General features: G+C 54.1%; 21 protein-coding genes. 6 read left to right on the forward strand and 15 right to left on the reverse strand.

Translation table 11 applies throughout. From position 1 onward, the window contains the following. Positions 1-85: 85 nt before the first annotated feature. The 7 genes from queG to MNU25_RS14310 all read right to left on the reverse strand — a co-directional run bounded on the left by queG (position 86) and on the right by MNU25_RS14310 (position 7,827). The gene (gene queG / locus MNU25_RS14280; RefSeq protein WP_240985677.1) at positions 86-1,438 is read right to left on the reverse strand and encodes a tRNA epoxyqueuosine(34) reductase QueG; all 1,353 of its coding nucleotides are present in this window, start codon (positions 1,436-1,438) and stop codon (positions 86-88) included. Between the two features lie 79 nt (positions 1,439-1,517). Next, positions 1,518-3,092, reverse strand: coding sequence for a tRNA nucleotidyltransferase/poly(A) polymerase-related protein (locus MNU25_RS14285; protein ID WP_240985678.1), 1,575 nt, complete (start codon positions 3,090-3,092; stop codon positions 1,518-1,520). A gap of 56 nt (positions 3,093-3,148) precedes the next feature. Next, positions 3,149-4,060, reverse strand: a complete 912-nt coding sequence (locus MNU25_RS14290; RefSeq protein ID WP_372503596.1) for a diacylglycerol/lipid kinase family protein — start codon at positions 4,058-4,060, stop codon at positions 3,149-3,151. A 4-nt stretch (positions 4,061-4,064) separates the two neighbouring features. Next, positions 4,065-4,502: a hypothetical protein gene (locus tag MNU25_RS14295; protein ID WP_240985679.1), complete on the reverse strand. Its 438-nt coding sequence runs from the start codon at positions 4,500-4,502 to the stop codon at positions 4,065-4,067. 19 nt (positions 4,503-4,521) lie between these two features. After that, positions 4,522-5,460, reverse strand: a complete 939-nt coding sequence (locus tag MNU25_RS14300; protein ID WP_240985680.1) for a D-2-hydroxyacid dehydrogenase — start codon at positions 5,458-5,460, stop codon at positions 4,522-4,524. A gap of 133 nt (positions 5,461-5,593) precedes the next feature. Continuing rightward, the gene (locus MNU25_RS14305) at positions 5,594-6,712 is read right to left on the reverse strand and encodes an aminopeptidase (RefSeq protein ID WP_240985681.1); all 1,119 of its coding nucleotides are present in this window, start codon (positions 6,710-6,712) and stop codon (positions 5,594-5,596) included. Positions 6,713-6,930: 218 nt separating this feature from the next. Continuing rightward, positions 6,931-7,827 carry an MBL fold metallo-hydrolase gene (locus MNU25_RS14310; RefSeq protein WP_240985682.1) on the reverse strand — a complete coding sequence of 299 codons (897 nt, stop codon included), beginning with the start codon at positions 7,825-7,827 and terminating at the stop codon, positions 6,931-6,933. A gap of 421 nt (positions 7,828-8,248) precedes the next feature. Between MNU25_RS14310 and MNU25_RS14315 the strand changes: the two genes are divergently transcribed. After that, positions 8,249-9,157 (forward strand): RluA family pseudouridine synthase, encoded by a 909-nt coding sequence (locus MNU25_RS14315; RefSeq protein ID WP_240985683.1) that lies wholly within the window; start codon positions 8,249-8,251, stop codon positions 9,155-9,157. An 88-nt stretch (positions 9,158-9,245) separates the two neighbouring features. Here the strand turns inward: MNU25_RS14315 and MNU25_RS14320 are convergent, their stop codons facing one another. The 4 genes from MNU25_RS14320 to MNU25_RS14330 form a co-directional block, all read right to left on the reverse strand. Next, positions 9,246-10,556: a DUF2087 domain-containing protein gene (locus tag MNU25_RS14320; protein ID WP_240985684.1), complete on the reverse strand. Its 1,311-nt coding sequence runs from the start codon at positions 10,554-10,556 to the stop codon at positions 9,246-9,248. Between the two features lie 167 nt (positions 10,557-10,723). Continuing rightward, on the reverse strand, positions 10,724-10,855 hold the full coding sequence (locus tag MNU25_RS20140) for a hypothetical protein (protein WP_261486949.1): 132 nt from the start codon (positions 10,853-10,855) through the stop codon (positions 10,724-10,726). A 146-nt stretch (positions 10,856-11,001) separates the two neighbouring features. After that, a complete protein-coding gene (locus MNU25_RS14325; RefSeq protein WP_240985685.1) occupies positions 11,002-11,670 on the reverse strand; it encodes a hypothetical protein in 669 nt (222 codons plus the stop codon). Positions 11,671-11,676: 6 nt separating this feature from the next. Beyond that, positions 11,677-12,207 (reverse strand): class I SAM-dependent methyltransferase, encoded by a 531-nt coding sequence (locus MNU25_RS14330; protein ID WP_240985686.1) that lies wholly within the window; start codon positions 12,205-12,207, stop codon positions 11,677-11,679. A 259-nt stretch (positions 12,208-12,466) separates the two neighbouring features. Between MNU25_RS14330 and dltC the strand changes: the two genes are divergently transcribed. The 5 genes from dltC (at position 12,467) to dltB (ending at position 17,606) form a co-directional block, all read left to right on the forward strand. Next, entirely contained in the window at positions 12,467-12,754 is a 288-nt protein-coding gene (dltC, locus tag MNU25_RS14335; protein WP_240985687.1) for a D-alanine--poly(phosphoribitol) ligase subunit DltC, read from the forward strand. Continuing rightward, positions 12,751-13,956 (forward strand): D-alanyl-lipoteichoic acid biosynthesis protein DltD, encoded by a 1,206-nt coding sequence (gene dltD / locus MNU25_RS14340; protein ID WP_240985688.1) that lies wholly within the window; start codon positions 12,751-12,753, stop codon positions 13,954-13,956. The genes dltC and dltD overlap by 4 nt, the downstream gene beginning before the upstream one ends. Further along, the gene (dltX, locus tag MNU25_RS14345; protein WP_240985689.1) at positions 13,919-14,071 is read left to right on the forward strand and encodes a teichoic acid D-Ala incorporation-associated protein DltX; all 153 of its coding nucleotides are present in this window, start codon (positions 13,919-13,921) and stop codon (positions 14,069-14,071) included. Before dltD ends, dltX begins: the two co-directional genes overlap by 38 nt. 141 nt (positions 14,072-14,212) lie before the next feature. Further along, entirely contained in the window at positions 14,213-16,030 is a 1,818-nt protein-coding gene (gene dltA / locus MNU25_RS14350; RefSeq protein WP_240985690.1) for a D-alanine--poly(phosphoribitol) ligase subunit DltA, read from the forward strand. Beyond that, complete coding sequence (dltB, locus tag MNU25_RS14355; RefSeq protein WP_240985691.1) at positions 16,017-17,606, forward strand: D-alanyl-lipoteichoic acid biosynthesis protein DltB; 1,590 nt, start codon at positions 16,017-16,019, stop codon at positions 17,604-17,606. The genes dltA and dltB overlap by 14 nt, the downstream gene beginning before the upstream one ends. 10 nt (positions 17,607-17,616) lie before the next feature. Here dltB and MNU25_RS14360 read toward each other — a convergent pair whose 3' ends face one another. The 4 genes from MNU25_RS14360 to MNU25_RS14375 form a co-directional block, all read right to left on the reverse strand. Then, positions 17,617-18,078, reverse strand: a complete 462-nt coding sequence (locus tag MNU25_RS14360) for a CGGC domain-containing protein (RefSeq protein ID WP_240985692.1) — start codon at positions 18,076-18,078, stop codon at positions 17,617-17,619. Between the two features lie 186 nt (positions 18,079-18,264). Beyond that, positions 18,265-20,004 carry a sigma-54 interaction domain-containing protein gene (locus MNU25_RS14365; protein WP_240985693.1) on the reverse strand — a complete coding sequence of 580 codons (1,740 nt, stop codon included), beginning with the start codon at positions 20,002-20,004 and terminating at the stop codon, positions 18,265-18,267. Positions 20,005-20,051: 47 nt separating this feature from the next. Beyond that, positions 20,052-21,287 (reverse strand): phosphate propanoyltransferase, encoded by a 1,236-nt coding sequence (gene pduL, locus MNU25_RS14370; protein ID WP_240985694.1) that lies wholly within the window; start codon positions 21,285-21,287, stop codon positions 20,052-20,054. A gap of 483 nt (positions 21,288-21,770) precedes the next feature. Next, entirely contained in the window at positions 21,771-22,532 is a 762-nt protein-coding gene (locus MNU25_RS14375) for an NYN domain-containing protein (RefSeq protein WP_240985695.1), read from the reverse strand. Between the last annotated feature and the right edge of the window lie 294 nt (positions 22,533-22,826).

A 22,826-nucleotide genomic window follows, 5' to 3' on the forward strand; every position in this document is an offset into this window, starting at 1 on the left:
TCAAATTTCCTCTTTCGTCAACGTAAGCAGCAGCACATTGATCCGCACCAGCCGGCGCCGAGATGCTTTGAGCAGGACTTCCCCGTCAGTCGTTGTCCCCGGCTGCGAACTCAGAGGCGCCATAGGCTTCGATCAGCGGCGGGACGGCCCCGCCCTGCTTCCGCTCCGCCAGCCAATGCCGAAGACGTTTGTCTTGGGCATTTTTTAAAGCCAAGAAAGCATTTCTCTGCAATATCCCTTTACCGCGCCAGCCCGCGGCCGTCCAGCCAAACTTCTCCCGGAAAGCGGGCTTTGTCAGGAGAAGGGTTTGGAAGAGATCAACGCCTCGGAACAAGAGAGCAGCCGCAACCGGGTTCGGCCGAAGGCCGGCATCCCGCGCCGCATTCTCTTGAGCGCCGACACCCCCCACGGAATCCGGTTTGATGCTCACATTGCGCGCAACATCTCCGGCGGCGCCGGCATCCCGGGTTGGCTCCCGGTGAGCGCCGAGGTCCGGTACCGGCTCCGGTTGCATGCCGCGACCCTCTACGGCGCAGCGCCGGATCCCGACAGCCCGCGCAGCCTCCTTTAGGGAGCCGACGTCCTCAGCGGGGTCTCCCTGAGCGGCATCCCCTGCCTGAGCCCCTGCCGCCCGCCTTCGCTCCGTTTGGATCTCTTCGTACAAGCTTGCCTCCTGCCGCAAACGCAGCCTGTTGTGCGGGCAGACCTCTTGGCAAGTGTCACAGCCAAAAATCCTGTTTCCCAGCAGAGAAGCCTCTCGGCCGGAGAGAACCTCCTTGGTCTGGGTCAAGTAAGACAGGCAGCGGTCTGCGCGGAAATCTGGCTGCCCCAGAATTTGGGCGGGGCAAGCTTCCAGGCACAAACCGCACTCCCCGCATCCAGCAGGCACGGGCGTATTCGGTGCCAGTTCACGATCCAGAAGGAGGAGTGCCAAAGCCAGAAAAGAACCAACCCCCGGGACAATCAACTGCTGATTGCGCCCGATCCAACCGACTCCCGCCTGCACAGCCCAAAATCTCTCCACCAAAGGCCCGGTATCCACCTGTTGCCGGATTTCCCGGCCGGGCCAGCCGGCGGCCCGCAGCAATTGTTCCAAAGCGGCCAATTTCTTTCTTAGGACAGCGTGGTAGTCCTCACCGACAGCCGAACGGGCGATCACCCCTTCCCCCTGTAACGGGGGCAAGGACAATGGGAAAGGATAAGCCAACACCATGACTGTCCGGCACTCCGGCCAAACCTCCCGCGGGTCCGTGCGCTGCCGCAGGGACGCCCGGACGAAAGGCGTGACGAGTCCCAGCCGTTCCCTGCGCAACAGGACCCCCTCCAGGTCCGCCCGCCGCTCTGCCTTGGCAAAGCCTACCCGGACAAATCCCAGCTCCCGCGCCCGCTCGGCCATACACTCTTTCCAGTCCGGTCCGTCGTCCTCGCGGACACCCATCTGACCTACCTCCCTCGCCGGCACCCATCGGGTCCGTCTTCCCCGCAGACACCCATCAGCTTCGCCCTCCTGCCCCCATTCATCTGTGGCGGCCTCTGAATTTCCTCCACTCTTTGACCAGCCAAGCCTCATCTTCGAGGGGAAACCCTTCAGCGAGCGCAACCTCAGAGCGGATGAATTCCCGGAAACGGCCTATTTCCTCCCCAGCCAAACCATAATGGCGGGCAAACGCCAGGAACGGCTCCCAGTCCAGTCGGGCCAGGCGGTCTGCGAGGTCCTCGCTTGCTCTCCGGATCTCCTCACAGATCCGTTCCAACCGTGCGCTGTCTTCCGGCACCCTTGCTTTGCCGCCGAAAAAATCCGCCCGCCAGAGGGCGAGCAGGTTTTCCAGGCGCTCCGGATCAAATCTGCGCCCATTCCAACCATAACGCCAAGCAAATCTTTTGGCTTTATCCCGCAGGCTCCCCGGGCTTTTTTCCCCGCGTAATTCAGCCAAAAAAGCCAGGGTTCCGGCCATATGATTTTCGACGAGAAAGAGAAGCTCCCGTTCTCCGCCCCGACGGGGCTCATTGAGAAACATGGACCAAACGTAACGGGGCAAAAGGGTCTTCACGATCCTGGCGCTTTCCCGCTCATGTCCGAGGAAATGCCTCTTGCCGTCCGGCACCCAGGCAAAACCGGAAAAGCCGCTTGGCGGTCCCATCCGTTTGACCTGAATGCACTCGGGGTGATGGTCCAAGCGCGCCCCGCGCACTTCCGCGGCTTTTCCCTGCCAACGCTCCCCTCCTGTGCCCAGAAGTTTAAATCCTTCTATCCTCCACTCGCCGGCGACTCGTTCGACCTTGCCCCCGACTCGGCATTCCCGGCTGGCCGTATCCCATTTTCCCAAATCATGCCACAGGGCGGCCAAGCGTAACAAGAGCCGAGGAGGGGTATTCTTCACCACCTCGAGCGTGTGCTCCCAGGCATCCTTAGTGTGGTAACGATTCTGCTCCAGCCCCTGCAGACGGGCCAATTCCGGCAGATAGGCCTGCCAATAACCGAGATCGGCGAGCATGAGCAAACCCTCCGTCACCTTGTCCAGAACGAGAATGCGGGCCAATTCCGCCGTAACCCGCTCGGGTGCCGTTTCGCCCAATTGGGGCAAAGCCCTTACGGCGGCACGCCAAGTCCCGGGCTCAACCCGGAAACCGTACTGCACCGCCAGGCGAACCAAGCGCAGAACCCGGATGGGATCTTCCCCAAACCGGTCTTCGGCTCTCCCGCACGCGCGCAGCAACCCTAAGCGCAGGTCGGACAAACCCTCTAACGGATCGACAAGTTCCCATGTTCCCACCCTGACATAGAGAGCATTTAGGGTAAAGTCACGCTGCAAGGCATCCTCTTCCAGGTCCCCGGCCGCCTCTCCGATATCCAGCCGCTCCTGACCGTCAAACAGGGTCACCGTCGGTTTTCTCTGCCCCAAACGGTGGGGAAAATAACCCCACTCCCGCAACCGTTCTTCTACGGCTGCGACCGGAAGGGCAATGACTGCGTCGAGGTCTTTGCTGGGGTGGCCGAGGCAATCGTCACGCACGGCGCCGCCCACGATATGTACCGGAGTCAGTTCATCTAAACGCTGTAAGACTGTCTGCTGAAAAGGGGTGCCGAACACGGCCATTCCTCCATGCCCGAAGATTTGCTCTCCTCTGCCCGCCGGCTTCCTCCACCTCAATGGAGAACGTCAATTTTCGGCCCGCTCCGAATCACCCAGGGACTCTTCGGGCCCCATTCCCCGTCAAGATCGGAATAGACCGGCCGGTCGGTCGCCAACCGCACCTCCGCTGTTTGGAAGAGGATTAAACGCTCGCTGGCCATCCTCTCTCCCGTGAGCAGCCCCAGAAAAAGCCGGAGCGTTTCCGGCCAGCCGCTCTGGCGAATGATGACCAGGTCCAAGAAGCCATCGGTCAAAGACGCCCCGGGCACAAGCTTGCGCAGACCGCCCACGGACATGCCGTTTAAAGCCAGCATTAAAAGAACTTCTTCCTCATAATGTTGCCCCCGGTGGGTAAATTCAATGCGAAACGGCCGGAAAGAGGGCAGGGTTTCCAACCCTCTCAAATAGTAGGCGAGCTGCCCCAGGGCATTTTTGACCCGGATGTCGACGGTTGGGGAAACATCGGTCAGCAAGCCGGCACTTGCCACATTGACAAAATAGCGGTCATTGATCACTCCGACATCCATTTCCAGAATTCGCCCTTTGGCAATCACCTGACAGGCCTCGGGGATCTTCTTGGGTAAATTCAGGGAATAAGCCAAATCGTTGGCCGTACCCACCGGCAGGATCCCGAGCCGCGGCCGCTTCCCGGGAGGCAGCTTCATCAAGCCATTGACCGCTCGGTGGATAGAGCCGTCCCCGCCGGCAATCACCAGCGTGTCCACCTCGGAACATTCCGCGGCGACGGCCTCCAGGTCCTGAGGAGAACCGGTCCTGTGAATCAAAACCTCGTAGCCGCTATCCTGGAAAATCCGGATGACAGTATCAAATTGGTAATTGAATTTTCGACGGCCCGCATAGGGATTATAGACCAGGCAAAGCCGCTTCCTGTTCAGACCCTTCACTATGAGACTCTCACCTTCCATGAGCTCACTTTTTCCTGTCCTTGCGGGAACGCTGAGACAGCGGCCGGCCCTGCCGCTTGGCCACCCGCGCCTTCAGGAAACGAACTATGAGGAAGAACGCCAGGAGGAAAAAGGCGGCGACAATGGCTGATCCCAGGTAAACGAGCAGATGGGGAAAGCCCAAGCCCGGCCCGGGAAGTTCCGGCGAGGTCAAACCAAAGATCAACCCGGCCATGACAAAGAGAAGCGCTTCCGCCATTAACCCGTGCAGAATCCCAATCCAAAGCTGAAGGGAACTCAACTTTTTCCGGAAAGCCTTGTACCAAAACAGGCTGACCGTAACCAGAGCCGTCAGCAGAAATACAGCCGTCCCCCCCAGGCCGAAGGCCAGCGTGAAATCAATATCCGCTCCCACGCCCCATAAAAATCCTGCCAAGAGTATGGCAATCCACTTCGAAGCCACGCCATTCCTCCTCCCGGAGTCAGTAACCTTTGCTCAAATCGATCCGGTTTATCATTCGCCCGAAGTCGGGATAGACGCTCAGATTCTTGAGAAAGATCGCAAAAGTTCTCTGATTGTAATGGGGTGAGCGCCCGCCGATGTGGGGCGTCACTACCACGTTGGCCATAGTCCAGAACGGGCTCTCGGCCGGCAAAGGCTCCTGCCTGAACACATCGAGAGCGGCGGCCCCTACCCGGCCCTCCCGCAGAGCGGCCAAGAGGGCCGGTTCGTCCACGACCGGTCCCCGAGCCACATTAATAAAATAAGCACCCTTTTTCATGGCCTTAAACCGTTGAGCATTGAAGAAACCCGCCGTGGCCGGAGTGAGAGGCAGGAGAACAACCACCACATCGCTCATAGCCAAAAAATCCCCCAAAGCCGCCAAATTCCCCACTCGGTCATAGGCCGGATGACTGACACCGCTGTGGGAAATACCCAAAACCGTCATGCCGAAAACCCGGCACTTCTCGGCGACCGCTGCGCCGATGCGCCCCGCCCCGACAATACAGACGGTCTTGGCATAGAGTTCCTCCAGCTTCAGGGCAGAGTCCCAAACCTTTTTTTCCTGCTGCCGCATGTAAACCTGAGCCCGGCGAAAAAGCGTGAGCATGCTCCACATGATGTGCTCCGTCATTTGAATCTGATGCGCCCCCCGGGCGTTGGTCAGGGTAATTCCCCGTTCCGCCAGCGCCGGCAGCGGATAATTATCCACTCCGGCCGACATGGCCTGAATCCAACGCAACCGGGGCAAGCGGGTGAGATTCTCCGCCGTAACTTCCGGTCCGAAGGTCACAAGAATCTCCGCCTTTTCATCCACTGCATTCAGCTCTTGGACATAGATATATTCGGCATCTTTGACAATGTTCCGGACTTCTGCTCGCCGCTCCTCTTTGATCGGCAGCGTACTTAAAATTCTCAACTTGTTCTCCACCCCTCTCCGCGAACCAAACCTTTCTCGGCGAGTAAACCTTATTATAACCATTATAACCGAAACGCAAAAGATGTCCTCATCCTCAAAAAAAGCTGGGCAAAACCAAAATATCGGCTACGGATTATGATTTGAGATTCTCCGGGTTAAGTCCCTCCAGCTCTTTCAGCACAAAGCGCCCGTCCTTGCGCACCAGAACATCGTCGAAGTAAATCTCGCCCCCGCCGTACTCGGGGCGCTGGATACAAACGAGGTCCCAGTGAATGGCGGATTTATTGCCGTTGTCACAATCATCATAACAGGACCCCGGCGTGAAATGAAAGCTCCCGTCGATTTTTTCATCAAATAGCGTATCTTTCATAGGCGTCTGGATATAGGGATTGACCCCCAGCGCGAATTCTCCCACATAACGGGCGCCTTCATCCGTATTAAACACCGCTTCCACTCGCTCAGTGTCATTAGCCGTCGCCCGCATGATCTTGCCCTTTTCAAAGTGGAGGACGATGTTTTCATAGGTGAACCCTTGGAAAACGGCCGGCGTGTTGTACGAGATGACGCCATTGACAGACTCTTTCACCGGCGCCGAGAAAATCTCGCCGTCCGGAATATTCAAATGCCCGTCACATTTTATCGCCGGCAAGCCTTTAATGGAAAAGGAAAGATCCGTCCCCGGCCCGACGAGGCGCACCCGGTCCGTACGTTCCATCAGCTCCTTCAACGGATCCATGGCCTTGGACATCAAGCTGTAGTCCAGGTTGCAAACATCAAAGTAAAAATTCTCGAACCCTTCAATACTCATATTCGAGAGCTGTGCCATGGAGGCATTGGGGTAACGCAGAACGCACCAGTGAGTCCGCGGCACTCTTTGATCTAGATGAACCGGTTTGGAATAATAGGATTGGTAAATTTTCAGCTTTTCACTGGGAACATCCGCCCATTCATTGACATTTTCTCCCGAGCGCACCCCGATATAAGCCTGCATCTCTTTCATCCGGGCCAAATCCCAACGGGTCATCGCTTGGGCCTGCTCCACTGTCAATCCTTTTAATATTTCGCGTGTTAGAGTATGATCACTGATGGAGAGAAAAGGAACCCCTCCCGCCTGGTAGGCCGAGCGTATCAAGGCTTGAGCCAAGGGGAGCTCCAAGCCGATGACTTCAATCAAAATCTTGTCCCCGGGCTGTAGCCTGACCGCATAATTGATCAGGGTATCCGCCAGTTTTTCCACACGTGGGTCTTTCATGTAAGAGCACCTTCCTTCCTAATTTAACGACCGAACTCCCTGCGACCGGTTCCCCGGCCATCCTCATACTGGAACCTTACCGCCAAGTGCCTCCGGCTGAACCTTCCCTCCAAGGCCCTCCGCTAAAACCAGGTCTCCAAGTTCCTCAGGCCGGAACCCTCTCAAGGGTACTTCAAGATATTCTTCATGAAACGTAATTTTCCTCTTTCCGCTTAACTTTATGTACGATAATAGTAGCATTTCCCGCTGATCACACTCTTCTCCAAGGCTTTCGCCTTGGCCAGGTAAGACAGGAAGGCCCCCGCGGTCGCGAATGTCATCTGGTATTGGGCAATATCCGGATCCAGCGCCGCCGAAACAATGATCTGCTCGGTGACCTCCTCCCGGGTCAAGGGCTGATCACACCACTTCTGGATCTTCATCAAGTACTCGTCGATGCGAGCCTTGTTCTGGGCACACAGCGTTTGGATCGACGAATAAACCTGAGAAGCGTGGGACAAGACCACCGCACTAACCTCTTGCGCGCTTAAGCGTTCAAGCGTCTGCAACTGTTGTTCGACATCCAGGAGAAAAGGAAAGCCGTATTTCGCCATGATCTCTTCGCTGAACAGACTGTCTCCGGCAAAGAGCACCCCGTCCCCGGTCAGCACTCCGATTTGGTCATATGTGTGCCCCGGCAAAGGAATAATGCGATAGCGTTTGTCCCCAAACTCCACCTCTCCTTCCGGTACGGTTCCCTCCAAAGCCAGAACCGGTCCTTTGTGGAAACGCCCTTCCAACTCCCGCAAGGGACTGGCGCCGAAGAGGGCTCTGCTTTCCAGAAGGTTATTCGTCAGATAGATAGCCTCCCCCGCACTGGCGTAGCGTTCAAGTCCTGTGTATTGCTCCTTGAGGAATTTCACCGCTCCGAAATGATCCGGGTGAGCATGCGTGAGGAGCACATATTTGGCTTTCAAGTGTTCTGCTTCCAAAGCCTGGGCCACCGCCCGGCCCGCCGCGCTGTCGATGCCGGCGTCTATGAGCAAAACCATTCCGTTCTTATACCGGACCACGCCCACGTTGGTCGCTCCCGGACAATAATAAGTATGTCCGTTAATTTTCTCCAAAGTGCCCATGTTACCTCCGTCCAAGGCTGTGCTTGCAATTTGCCGTATTCCTTTCTCCGGCACTCGCATTTTATCTAAGGCTGTATCCACCCGGATATTGTGGCACTGGACATATTATAGCACCGGAGGGAGCCCTGTCCAGCCGGGGGCAATATGCAAACTGGGATCGGGTGAAAACACATGCTCAGATGGGCACCGGGATATTGAACCCCTCCACAAGGGCCGGATGGCGGGGCTTTTGGGAAGCAACGGCTGCTCTTGCTTATCTGTAGACATTGAGTCTCGTTACATTGGATCTGATCACAATGAATCCAGTCACGGCGTGGTATAATAATTACCGAGGTGAGTCGTGTGGTGAAGCCAGAAGTTTCGAATCCTGGCTGCAGCTTGCCGGAAAGTGCGACACTGGACGACACCTGCGAGGTGACCCATGCTAAATGAGACTTCACACAATAAGTGGAAATACACTCTCCAGCCCGAAGATGAAGGCAAAAAATACGAAGAGATCTTGAAGCGCCGCCTGCACTTTTCACGGCACCTTCTACAAGGATTGAAACAGGGTGAGCGCGCCTGGGTCGACGGCCGTTTCACCTTCCTCAGTACGCGCGGCCACAGCGGTGAGACCCTCAGCCTCGCCCTTCAAGCCGAAGAAGTCGCCAATATCGAAGCGGAGCCCCTGCCGCTGCACATCGTTTATGAGGATGACTACCTCCTGGCAGTCAATAAACCTTGGGGCCAGGTTGTCCACCCGACCCCCCGTTATCCGCGCAGCACTCTCGGCAACGCCGTCGCCTGGCATTGGCAGTCCCAGGGCCAAGAGCATGTTTTTCGCCCCATCCATCGCATTGATCGTAATACCTCCGGCCTGGTCCTCATTGCTAAGAACCGGTTTGCCCACCAGCAGCTGGCTTGGCAATTAGAGCACGGCTGGGTGCAAAAGCGCTACATAGGCTTTATCAGCGGCCAAATCACTGAGAACAGCGGTCAAATCGACGGCCCCCTCAGACTTGTCCCGGGCAGCTTCATTCTGCGCCAAGTACATCCGCAAGGTCAAAAGGCCCTCACTTTCTTCCGGGTGCTCCGCCGCTATCCCGCCGCCACCCTGCTCGAATTCGACTTGAAGACTGGACGCACCCACCAAATCCGCGTCCACTGCCAGTCTATGGGCCATCCCCTGCTCGGGGACGACCTCTACGGCGGAGATACAGCTCTCATCGGACGCCAAGCCCTCCATTCTTTCTCGTACAGTTTCAGACACCCCGCCTACGGCCGCATCCTCACCCTGCGGGCTCCCTGGCCTGCCGACCTCCTGGATCTGACGCGTGCACTCGCCCTTTAGGCCGCTCATTCCGGGGCAGCCGCGTCCGTCGACCTGCCGAGCCTTACCCACCCCCTTCGAGGCGACGGTTTACCGAAAACTTTCATACTCATAGTCCTTTCTTTGGCCGGTTATAACCGCGCCCACCGTAGGGCTGCAACCGCTCCAGCCACTTCGCTTCAAGTTTCTTCAATTCTTCTTTCTTGTCAAAATAGCCCTCTTCCTTTTCCTTCAACACCTCCAACACCTCAAATACAAAGGCTTTCTCCCCATACAAGTTCCAGTCCTGCTGAAGCTCTTTGCAGGTGTGCCCTCCTCCCTCTAATTGCATAACTTTCCCGTTGATAGTCTTGAGATTGGGAGTGGCTACCACGAACATCTTTCCGTTCTTGGTGTTTCTTATTTGATAGACACCGGCTTCGGTCTTCATTTCCTTGTACTGCGCTTTCAGTTCCCCTCTTTGGTCCACTTTCTCATCTTCTCTTTCCTTCGCTTCGTTTTTCCGGTCCGCACCTTCGTCTTTTTGCAAGCCCACACCCCTCTCCCCTGCTTCATCTTCCCCCGTGTCGCCTAGAAACCCCTGGTCTTCAGTCTCTTCACTCTTTCCCGCCGCATCCCCTTCTCCACCCTCTGATGCGCCCATCCGGCCTGCGGCGCCATCCTCTTCCTCCGTTCCCCGCGCGCTTTCTTTCAGCCAATAACGGCTGCCGTCAGGAAGCCTCTTCATAAATCCATACTCAATCATAGAGCGGCGCAAAGCCACGTAGTCCACATAGACACTTTTTAGAATCTCGTTAACTTCCTTTTCGCTATAAAATCTGCCCTCCGCAAAACGCTGGGCAATCTGCCGCAATACCGCCAGTTTGCTTTTTTCCTTCATATGCAGCGTCTGCAACGGGCCGTTTAAGCCATGAGGAAAATACTTTTTGAGGATCCTCTCGTTTTCTGGGTCGGAAAGGAGGTGCCGGCCATCGATCATTGTCCCGCTTGCCGACGGAGGGATAAGTGCGGTGGGCTTGCTTTTCTTAGCCTTTAATAATTCCATCAAAGTCAGGAACAAGCGGGCCTGGCGTTCTTTCTCCTTGAGAACGAAACGGTGGTTGCGGATGGTGGCTGTGCTGCCGATTTGCATATCCCGTTTGATTTCTTCGTCACTCTTGCCCAGATAAAAGAGCCTGAGAAGCTTGTTCTGATGCTCGGTCAGACCGGTAAATCTCTTGTCCAAATGAATGAGAAACTCAAACATTGAACCGTGGGTTTCCTCGATATGAATGCGTATATATCGTTGTGCTTCATAGAGAACACTCCCGTGCTCATAAACGACCCCCTTCTCAATGCTCCTGCCGCAAGCCAGGCATCTGTAACCATCCGGCTCTTCGCAGTAACCGTTTTTGAGTTCCGCCAGCGACGCCCGTTCCAAGCGTTCACCGAGATCTGCGTGTTCCGTGTCTAAACACTTCCTTATTTAGTATGCTTATGTCCAAACACATCTTAATATTGTTTGCTCTATGTGTCAACAAAAAAGAACCGGATTCACTTCGAACCCGGTTCCGATAGCCGCACCCGGATGATACGTTTGACGCCCACTCACTTAAACCCCGGTGTAACCGGCACCTCCATCTTCCACGGTCCTCTGACCCAGACAATTACAGAATCCACCGCCACGGTCAGCCGAGAATCCCTAGACTCTTTGGGAACCGGTATTTCAAACCACTCCATGCTTCCTGACGGGCTCATCCTGCTGGCCCAGGAACTCAGTTCCTTTCCATTAACGCTGATGTGCGCCAAGCCCAGGCTGCTTATCGTAGCCCCATCAACAGAATTTGAGTGAACATAGAATCTTAACCAAGTACCGTCTTGGCTTACTATTTCCTCTTTGACAAGCTGGGAATCACTAAAGCAACTTCTCTGATATTGGCCGGCAAAACCGTGTACCCAGCCCAGAGATTCTCGCAAGCCCCCGTGCCGGCCCCTGCCTGACCAATAGGCCCGCCCCTATATGGATAGCGCCTTCCTGCCGAATCAACCAGATAGGAGCTCCGCATATCCGGAAGGCCCCCTTGGACATAGGCCATCACTGAAGTTCCCTTGCGGTCAGCCAATACCCCGTTGATGTCTATTTTTACCCCTGCCCTTTCCGCCCGGACCGGATAAACAGCGACCAGGTTAACCTTATCGGTGGAGTGCAGGCCAAACCCCGGAATATACGAAAGCATGCTGTTCACGGCCGCTATAACGTTATTGGGACCCGTGCTCAAGATAACCAACAAAATTGCAGCCGCCGCGGCAGTTACATACCACCATTTGACGTAATGCCGTTTTTTCAATGCTTCACAGCGCTCGCGGCCCAACTCACATAGGTCGTTTCCCGGCTCGCTGCATACCCTCCGCAGGGTGCGTTCCTTAATTCTTTCCACCCTCGCCGGGTCGGGATCAACAGAAAGGTTCTCCGTTACCTCCATGAGGTCATCAATGTCATCCGGGACCCGCAAACGTTGCAGTACCTTTTCAATATCCATTTGACTCTCGTCCATTTCCCCTCATCTCCCATCGGTTTCCTCCGTGCTAAATCGATTATCCGTTGGATGCCGAAAAAACGTCCGGTTAAACCATCCTTCCAGACCCTTCTTGTTGACTTCTTCAAAAAAGAAAACTCCTCCTGGCAGCAAAACCCGCGCAATTTCTCTTATGGCTCGTTGCCAATCCTCCACATGATGCAAGATCGCAATGTCAAATGCGACATCAACAGAGCCATTGCGTTCATCAATATCCGTGACATCCCCCATTGACAGCAGAAGTTTTCCCGGAATATATCGGGACAATCTCCTGTAAGCCAAATCAACCATCTTCTTGTCAATATCAAAAGCGTGTACTTCCTTCACGTCATAGTGCTTTAGCAATGCTTCCGTCCATATACCGCTTCCGCATCCCACTTCGAGAATCTTTTTCTGCTCGAGACTACCGGCGGTTAAGCCGACCTTGCCGAACCTTATTTTCTTAAGATAGTATTCTACTGAGGACGTACGCAGCGGTTGATTCATGAAGAACCTTTCCAGACTATTGAGTATCATGCGAAGACACCCCTCCTCTGGCTTATGGCTTGAAAGTCATTGTCCTCACTTAGCCAACCTCAAGTTTCTGAATAGCATAGGGAAAATCCGTGTAAACGTTGCACCTATTTCACCTCTTGCACTTCGGCTCAGCGACCATAATTGTCTCACACGATTCTCAGCAAATTCTAAGAAGTCCCGCCTATAATGGATGGCGTATTCCCAAAGGGCCGCACGAGCGGCACAATGAACCGCATGAACGTGACGAAGGAGAAAAACAATGCATAACCAAACGACGACCGAACCTAATGCTGAGGCAAATAATCAAGCAAAAATCCGTTCGGTAATTTTGTCCGCCTTAACTGACATCTGCGGCACGGCAGAAGTCGCAGACAACCTTCAGCTCGACCTTTTTGCCCATGGCCTCCTTGATTCCTTCGGTCTGGTCGAGCTCATGCTGACCATCCATGAACAATTGGGCTTAGAGATTGCACCCACCGAAGTGGAGCGGGAAACGTGGTCGACCCCGGAAAAAATCATCGGCTATCTGGAAGGGAAAGCCAGATGATCCGCCGGCGCTTGGCACCTCTGGGCCTGGCCCTCGGGCTCTTTTTCCTTACCATTCTGGCAGTCGGACCCCTTACCCGCTGGTGGGTCAGCCGCTCGCTCAAACCCGGGATGATCGAAACCGCGAGCGAGAACCTTATTCCTTCGCTTTTCCAGGGAACCCTTTTACAAAGTATAGCCTTAAAGGACCCGGCCATAGTGCCCATGTACGGGTCCTCCGAGTTTAATCACGGAGGCCCTTACAATCCCACCAAGCTATTTGCCGGTAGGCCGACCGGCTGGACCCCTTACCTGGTAGGGCACGCGGGCTCCCTGGATCTGATCCAGGCCCTCTATGCCGGAGCTCAGGATTTGAAAGGCAAAAAGATCGTCCTTTCTCTCTCGGCCCAGTGGTTCCACCCGGGGGGAATCGCCCAAAATACGTTCGCCGCCAATTTCTCCGTCTTACAAGCCTACCAGATGCTTTTTAACCCTGCGTTAACTGTCCAAACCAAGGAAGCTCTGGCTCAACGCCTGATTCAATTTAATGAAGTCAAGCACTCTTATCCGGTACTGGAGGGACTGCTCAAATATTACGACCGTCCCGACCCCATTTCCCGTCTGATGGAAGCCTTGTATTGGCCCGCCGCCAGGGTTGAACTGGCGTCTTTGGAAATTCAGGACGCGAGTAAAACCCTTCAGGTTCTCCACCACCTACCGGCAAAAGAAATCGCTAAAAATGCCCAAGATCCGTCTTGGAAGACCTTACCCCCTTGGTCTCAAATGCTCAAAAAGGCAACGGCAGACGTGGCCAAGGTGGAAACCAACAACCCTTTTGGCATCAACAATAATTTCTTTAAAGGTAAAGTCAAAAACCTGCAGAAGTTCAAAAACTCTGCGCGGAAAGGGCGTTTCTATCCCTCTCCCGAATATGCTGATCTCAACCTCTTAATGCGGGTACTGAAAAACGAAGGGGCAGACCCCGTTTTTTTGATTCAGCCGGTCAATGGCCCTTGGTATGACTTCACCGGATTTCCCAAATGGCAGCGGCAGAAGTATGACGAGCAGGTCCGCGCTCTGGCGCACCGCTACGGCTTTGCCTTGGCGGATTTTACCAACCACGCCTATGACAAATATTTCATGGATGATCCGTCTCATCCCAGTGAGAAAGGATGGGTTGAATTCAATGAAGCATTGGATCGCTTCGTTCATCAAAAACCCTAAGACGGTTTGGGTGACCCGGGTCATTTATTACTACCTGATCCTGATGGGGCTCTTTATCCTCTATCTGGTGGGAAAACAGCACACCCCGCCGCCGTTTATCTACAATGGCTTCTAAAAGGAATAATTACGGAAACCAGACCGTTCGCCGCGAACGTTTCAGTGGAGCACCCGGCGAACGCAGAAGCCGAAGTTAGGCTTGCATACTACCGATTTTTGTGCTTTCCGATGTGCACATAAAGACGAGGGAAGTGAAAAAATGCTTTTACAGCAAATCGAGCACTGGGCGGAAGAGACACCGCAGCATCCGGCCCACAGGCACCGAGAGCAGTCTCTGACCTATGCGGAACTCAACGCTTACTCTGATGCCTTGGCCGTATGGCTGCGGGAGAGGGTCGCTCGTGATTATCACAGTGATCACAATAAGCACAAGCGTCTTCCCGTCGTCATCTATGGCCATAAAGAAAGTGAGATGCCCGTTCTTTTCCTGGCCAGCGTCAAAGCCGGTCATCCCTATATCCCCATAGATACATCCGTTCCCCCCGAACGTTTGCGCAAAATCCTGGAGACCTCCCAAGCCGCGGCCGTACTCTCCCCCCAAGTGCTCCCCGCAGCGGTGAAAAGGAGCGGTTTCCTGTGGCAAGAGCAAATTCACCTGGGTGATCTCCACTCTTTGGCACCCCTTGGAACCCACCGCAAGCCCGAATGGCAGATTGGCCCCGACGATGTCTGGTATATCATCTTCACCTCCGGCAGTACCGGTGAACCCAAAGGCGTGCAAATCACACGGCGCGCTTTGGAGAGTTTTGTCACTTGGGTCAACCGCCAGTACTGCCCCCGCCGGGGGGAAGAGGTCTTCCTCAATCAAGCCCCTTTCTCTTTCGATTTGTCCGTCATGGACCTGTACATGTCCTTGAGCAACGGAGGAACGCTCTGGAGCGTGGACCGGGAGCAAATCGCGAATGCCAGGGAATTGTTCCGGTCTTTAGCAGAAGCACACCTGAGCTATTGGGTGTCGACACCCTCCTTTGCCGAAATGTGTCTTCTGGATCCGGGCTTTGCCTCGGCACTCCTCCCCGATCTGCGGTATTTTCTCTTCTGCGGCGAAGTCCTGCCGAACGACGTGGCCTCCCGCCTCTTGGCACGTTTCCCCCAGGCTCGGGTCATTAACCTTTACGGTCCCACAGAAGGCACCGTCGCCGTATCCGGGGTTGATATCAGTGCGGAAATGGCCGAAAACTCCGAACCACTCCCTGTGGGTGAACATTCCCCGGGTTGCCGGATTTATATCTGTAACTCGGACGAACTCGACACCAACAATCAAAGTCACCTCGAGACGGACAACTGCAACCGCCTTGAAGCAGGCAACCTGAGCTGTCTTGAAACAAACAATGGGGGCCGTCTTGAAACGGACAGCGGGAGCCGCCTCGAAACGAACAACGAGCAACGTCTCGAAACAGTTTCGCTGCTCAAACCTCTCCCTGCAGGAGAAAAAGGGGAAATCGTCATTGTCGGTCCCAACGTCAGTATCGGCTATCTCAACCATCCCGAACTGACAAGACAAGCTTTCTTTGCCTGGAGAGAGGAGGGCGGCACCCAGCGGGCCTACCGCACCGGGGACATCGGCTGCCAGCGCGACGGGCGGTTATTTTACCTGGGTCGGAGGGATTTCCAGATCAAGTTGCACGGATACCGGATCGAGTTGGGAGAAATCGAGGAACAGTTGCGCAAATTGCCCGGGGTCGAAAATGCGATCGTGCTCCCGCTGGAGCGGCGGGGCAAAACTGCGGCCCTGCAAGCTTTCGTCAAGCTCTGCGCTGATATTACCGTCTTGTCGGCGGCGAAGCCCCGCGAGACGACAGAACCCCGCCAGACGACAGAACCCCGCGAGACGACAGAACCCCACGGACAAAACTACTCGTTCGATTTGGGACAACACTTGCGAAAACAGTTAAGCCGGGTCCTGCCCGCCTACATGCTGCCGCAGCGCTACATCTTCATCCGCAACATCCCTCTGACGGCCAACGGCAAAGTGGACCGCAGAGCACTGCTAGGAGGCCACTATGATCCCGTATGACAGCTTTTCCTTCTTCTTATGGCTTCTCATTCCCATTCTTCCCGCCATCGTCTTGGGCCTCAGCCAAGCTTCTCCCAGAACGCGCTCCCTTTGGATTATGCACGTATCCGTCGGCATGCTCTATTTAATTCTGCGCCCCCTCACTTATTTTACTCAGGCCGTCGTTTATTTTGTCTTCGAGTACGCCCTGGTCCGCACTTATCTGTACTACCGTCAATCGGAACGCCACCGGAACAAGGCTTATGTCTTTTATCTGGCCGTAGTCCTCAGCCTCTTGCCGCTCCTACTGGTCAAGTTTGTCCCCCTGCTGGGACTCAATCACTATGTGCAGAGTCTCCTGGGAAGTCCTGCCACCACAGCCCTGGCCGGACACGCGCAACAACACGCTCAGGCCGCTCACTCGGTCCGAGGCTTCTCACCGTCACTCCCCGCCTCGTCGGCTCCCTCCGGCTATCAATCATTCCCGGAGGTCCAGTCTCTGCCGGCAGTTGTCCGGTCTCTGCCGGCAGTTCACACCTTGCCCGGCACTCATGTCGTTTCAGTCGCTCAGGGTCTATCCGGCCCACAGGCACTGTCAGGCTTCCCGGCTCTCTCAGGCTCCCACGCCTTTTCTAGCTCTCAGGCTTTGTCGGGACCCTCAGCTTCAGCCGGAGCTCACGCTTTCTCAGGTTCTCACGTTCCGTCAAGCTCCCCAAGCTTCCCGGCAGCCACTCCTTCCAACCAGGGCCAGATGAAACCTATCTGGGACTCCCTGCTGGGATTTTTGGGAATTTCCTACGTCACCTTTCGCATCGTAGGTACAGTGATTGAAATCCGGGACGGCCTGATTAAAGAAGTCAACCTGGGAGACTTCATCAGCTTCGTCCTCTTTTTCCCCACCTTGGCTTCCGGCCCTATCGATCGCTACCGCCGCTTTCTCTCCGATCTGAGAAAAACTCTGACCCGGCAAGAATATACCGGGTACATGGTGGAGGGCCTGGAGTACATTTTCCGCGGCTTTCTCTATAAGTTCATCATCGCTTATCTGATCAACCGCTATGCTCTCGCTCCCCTGACTCATGCCCACGCTTTCTGGCCCACGGTCAAATACATGTATGCTTACAGCGCTTACCTCTTCTTCGATTTTGCCGGCTACAGCGTCTTTGCCATCGGTGTCAGCCGCTTTTTCGGAATTAAGTCCCCCGAAAACTTCAAAGCCCCCTTCTGGGCCAAAAACATCAAAGACTTCTGGCAGCGCTGGCATATTTCCCTTTCCATGTGGTTCAGGGATTACATCTACATGCGTTTTGTCCTGACCAGTGCCAAAAAGAAATGGCTGACTAACCGCTACATGGCCTCGGCCGCCGGCTACCTCCTCCTTTTCCTCCTCATGGGGATTTGGCACGGCACCGAATGGCATTACATCATCTACGGGCTCTACATGGCGATCCTGATGATCGGTTTCGAATTCCTGGAACGGGCCAACAAAAAGAAACATTTCTGGGGACAAAGCAAAGCCTGGGATATGCTGGCCCGGATTTGTACGCTCCAACTGACCTGTTTCGGCCTGCTCATTTTTTCCGGGCACCTGTTCTAGTACGGCCTCGTCACCGCTGAACACTCCTCTTGCCTCCGGGGCGGGAAAAGATCACGTCGGTCATAGTCAGGCGGGGAGCACAGAAAAGCCCTTTGACTTCTTCCTGAAAGCGCTCGGAAGAAACCCTGGGATCATGGGTCCCGTACACCACGCTGACCATGGGGTAGGCTTCCTCAATCACGTCCACGTACATCTTGACAAAAGGACAAAGCGATACCATGCAGAAGGTAAGATGAATGGCGTCGACATTCATCTCCGCCAAGGCTCTGACCTTGTGGAGTATTTTCTCCGGTGCCCGCACCGTCGGACAACCGGCGCAATTTACGATGCCAATCAACTCCAATTTTTCATCCTTCGGATAACGGCTGAATTCTCCCTGGCGTTTGCGCAAATCGCGCATACATAAACCAAACGCACAATCATATTCCTGGGTCACGTTCGAACAACCCAGGATACCGATTCTCCTGGCCACATAAGTCCCTCCCTTGAAGCTCTCCGCAACTAATGCAAAGACTTAATTTGGACCTGGCACTGCTTTCGGCCGGAATTCATCTTTGCCCTCGGCTCCGGCTGCTTCAGGCTGAGCCAAACTAACCATTAGCGCAGGCCTTTGTGAAGCTGGGATCGGGTGCCAAACGATTCCGGCGCTTAGGCGCGACTAGTCAAACTCGGGAAGATTGTATTGGGCAAGTTTCCGGTACAAGACCGAGCGGTGAATACCCAAGGCCCTGGCCGCTTGCATCTTGTTGCCCTTAGCAGCGTAAAGGGCATTGAGAATCATCTTCTTTTCCGCCTCATACAGGCATTCTTTTAAGGTATTCGAACACTCCTCACGCTTGGTCAGCCCCGCCCCCCGCAGCAATTGGGCTGGGAGATCCCTCACATCAATATAGTCGTCCGTACATAAATTGAGCATCCTCTCCAGGACGTTGCCCAACTCTCGGACATTGCCCGGCCAGTGATACGCTTTCAAAACCCCCATGGCCTCGGGGGAAATACCCCTAATCCCCGTCCCCAATTCCCTGTTCAATTTGGCGATCAAGTGGTTGGCCAAGAGTTCAACATCATCGGACCGTTCTCTCAGAGGCGGCAGTTCCAGGGAGATGACGTTCAGCCGGTAAAACAGGTCGGACCTAAACTTCTTTTCCTTGACCAGCTGCTGCAGATCCCGGTTAGAAGCGGCGATAATGCGCACGTCGACAGGAACAGGCTGTGTCCCGCCTACCCGTTCGACTTCTTTGTCTTGTATGACCCTCAACAGTTTGGCCTGCATAGCCAGGCTCATATCGGAGGCTTCATCGAGGAGGATCGTCCCTTTATTCGCCAGTTCAAATTTTCCCGGTTTGCCCCCTTTTCGCGCTCCGGTGAAAGCACCGTCACTGTACCCGAAGAGCTCGCTCTCCAGCAGCTGTTCCGGAACGGCAGCACAGTTAATTTTGATAAACGGACCTTTGCGGCGCGGACCGGAATTATGAATAGCGCTGGCAAATATTTCCTTGCCCGTACCGCTTTCCCCCATAATCAAGACGGTGGATGAGGATGGGGCCGCGCGAACCGCCAAATTCTTAGCTTCCATCAGAGCCGCACTGGTACCGATAATATCAGCGAAGGTGTAATCCGAGACGTGGACTTTTCTGAGTTCTTCCTTATAATATTCGAGGTCATTTTCCAGTTGGATCATTTTCTTGGCAAAGACGCGGGCAATGGCCATATCTTTAAAAAGGGTCTTACCAATCGCGCCGATAATTTTGCCGTCCTTCTTAATCGGCACGCGCATCATGATGAATTCCCGCTCCCCCACCTTCCAGAGTTCCGCAAATTGCGGATTACCCGTCTGCACCGTTTCCGGCAGCTGCGAATGGGGCGTGATCTCAAGGATGTGTCTCCCAATGACTTCTTCCAAACTGCACCCCACCACATCGAGATAAAACTGGTTCATCATGACCACATGGCAATGCTCATCGACCACAACCAACCCCTCATGGGGATTCTCGACGACCGCTTCCAGAGTGGCTTTCAGTTTTTGCGTGGTATGCAGTTCCTCGCTGACACTTTCCAAATCCGTGACATCCTGGAATACAGACACCGCACCAATCACTTGGTTGCGCCAAACGATTGGCGTCCGGTTACTGATCAAAATCTTGTCACCCAGTGTTTCTTTGTCCGACAAAAGGGGGACACCGCTTTGAGCAACGGTGAATAAGGCGGAGTCGGGCACCAGGCGGAAAATATGCTGACCCAGAAATTCTTCCGCCCGGCAATTGAAGATCCGCTCGGCGGCCGGATTCAAAAAAACGATTCCGCCCTCCACGTCGATCACGATGACGCCATTGTGAACAGACTCCAACACCTTACGAAAGATCTCGGTCAATTCACCCTGCCACACCGAATCACCCAAAGAGACTCCCCCCTCCGTTCCGCTCCCTGGCAGCAAATTTCCGGACTCTACAATATTTGCACCAACGTCTGCAGCACTTTTTCCATGATCACGGTGTTGAGCCTGGCATCCACCATCTCGGGTTTAAACATGAGCATGAGTTCCTGACCCAATTTCAGTCTGTCCGACGGGTAGAAATTGGTATCCACAGGGATAGCGCCTAGGTTAAGGAAGAAATGTTTGCGTGCATCCAACCCCTCCCGGGTTTGGCTCACTTCCAGCAGCATTCCCTCGATTTCCGGATGGTTCTTCTCCAAGAAAGAGACGATTTTGTGGTAGAAGAAACTGCCAATCCCCCGGTTGCGGTATTCCGGCAGGATGCAGATATGCTCCAAATAGGCCAGGCAGGCTCTGTGCATCCAGTAAAAACAGGCTACCCCGATCACTGTATCCTTTTCCATCGCCATAAAGATATAATATTGGTTGGGAACCATCTTGCCATTATCTAAAACCTTTTGAGTCATTTCCTGTTGCTCGGAGGCGGAGTATTCAAAGACAGTGCGCAGGACCCGCATGCCTTCTTGAAAATAACGGTCCTGAGGGCTTTTGCTCTGAACAAACCGGATATTATCCGCGTCCACCTCTCTGACGTTGCCAAGCCCGTCCCTGATCACGATCTCCTTGTGCTTAATCAGAGCCAGGTCACCCGTATCGACGCCCGCCGCATTCGCCTCGTCCGTATCGATATGAAATTCTGTCATGCCGGCACTAACCAAGCGCACGAGGACATCGTTGTAGGAAACCGTTTTTTCTCCTTTGATCAGGATGTCCACCTGGTCCCGGTCTGCCAGCCCCAGACTCTTCGCCTCCTGAGCCAACAGATGGATATGGGCCTTGGCAATCATGCAACCTTCTTCCAGAATGAGCATCCCTTCCGGGCCCACCAACACGCACCCCGGGGTTCCCTGCAAGTCACCGGAATTCCGGTAAGGGGCGTCAATACCCACCGTAAAAGTGTCGGTCCGCGATAATTCCACTTGAGTTTGGGCCCGAGCCGGTCCTATAATCCTAACCTTTTGCAACACCCCTTTGGGGCCGACGACGGTAACAGTCTCCTTGCAAGCAAATTGGCCGGCCTGACCCAACTCCCGCAAAACCTTCAAGTGATAGCCTTGGCCAAAAAGCTCTTCTACGTGCTGCTGACTTAGGTGAACGTGGGCTCTGGAAATACCGATCGTGACCAGCCATTTGTTGTTGTCCATTTTCAAATCATAGGTTGGCAGCTGATAGAGAGATACACTCATTTTCTTCCACTCCTTTTTATCCTCTTCATTGGCGAAGCCTGAAGTGACTTGCAGGGAAGCGAGGCCGGGTTCACTAACGAGCGCCGGCGAAGTTAGGCACACCGACGAGCACACTTAGTGATCCCGGTTCCGCGCCGTCGACCTCAGACACTTCTCATTAAATCAAAGTAGTAGCAAGAATCGTGCCAACCGCATGAATTTTCTGCCTAACCTGTCTATGGGTTTGGCAAAATGCCTATCTGCAAGGGGCCAGCCGTGCACCTCCTCTTTTCCGCCCGTACCCGGTACAAGCCGGAAATTAGCCATACTGTCCTTAATTGCGACACACAAACCGTCTCGGAAGCGGCCCTTCCCGTTTGGCAAGCGCCGTTTCATAAACCGTCGTTGAAAAGCGACACCGTCGTTCAGTCACAACACCAGAGGACTGAATCTCCCCCTGGCTAAAGCCGGCTAACTCCAGGAGCATGCGGCTAAGCCTCTTGGTCACTGAGCACTTACTTTATTTTTGATAAAATAATGGGTTATGTGTGGATTACTCGTTTTCCGTGACTGGATTTCGAACTGTTTGAGGGACGATATAAGGGGAGTGAGCTTTGAGTGCCCATAGTTCCTGGTATCAAAATCCGGATAACGTTTGTTGAGCCTTTTTCCGACTTCACCCAAAAAAGCCCAGCCATCTTCGTCTGAACTCTCCGTTACGATAACTTTTATCGATTCTATCAGTTCTTCCATATTTGCCATACCTTCTTTGGGTACATCCTGCTTTTCCGGCCTCTCACTGACATGCAATTTCCCGGCATTGGTTGGGATTACCCCTAAAACTTCAAGGTATTTGAACTTTTCACAAGCCGCTATGAAAGGCGCGGGCGTTTTCTTTTCGCCCATGCCAATCACATACATTCCGGCCTCTCTTAAGCGGGCAGCCAGCTTTGTGAAATCACTGTCACTCGAAACAATGCAAAAACCATCCACGTTATTCGAATAGAGGATATCCATTGCGTCAATTATTAAGGCCGCGTCTGTCGCGTTTTTACCTGTTGTATAACTATATTGCTGAATTGGGGTAATAGAGTAATTAAGCAGCACCGCTTTCCATGATACCATTTGCGGCTTGGTCCAATCTCCATAGATTCGTTTATAGGTAGGTACCCCATGGTTCGCAATTTCATCAAATATATGCTTTATATATTTGTCCGATACGTTATCCGCGTCAATTAAAACTGCGATTTTCTTGTCATTTTCCACATGTCAGCCCCCTTATATTAATATCCGACTATATTATTGCCCAAATTAATACCAATAGCGCTTCTCCATGGTTTTCCACTGAGAAATTTGTCAGCATTCGACCGGCAAACCTCACAAGGACCGCTGGATCTCATGCTCACCTATTAGCATTCTACATCTCTTAAGGTATTTCCTCCCGGCGCAGAAAATATTACGACCTAACCCGGACAAGCCGGAAGCAAACAGGATTTTGTAAGCCCATGTCGAAGAAGCGAGGTACACACCCGGGGCTCGTTCAAGATTATTTCGAAATAC

Source organism: Acididesulfobacillus acetoxydans, from assembly GCF_902729405.1.
Lineage (GTDB): Bacteria > Bacillota > Desulfitobacteriia > Desulfitobacteriales > Desulfitobacteriaceae > Acididesulfobacillus > Acididesulfobacillus acetoxydans.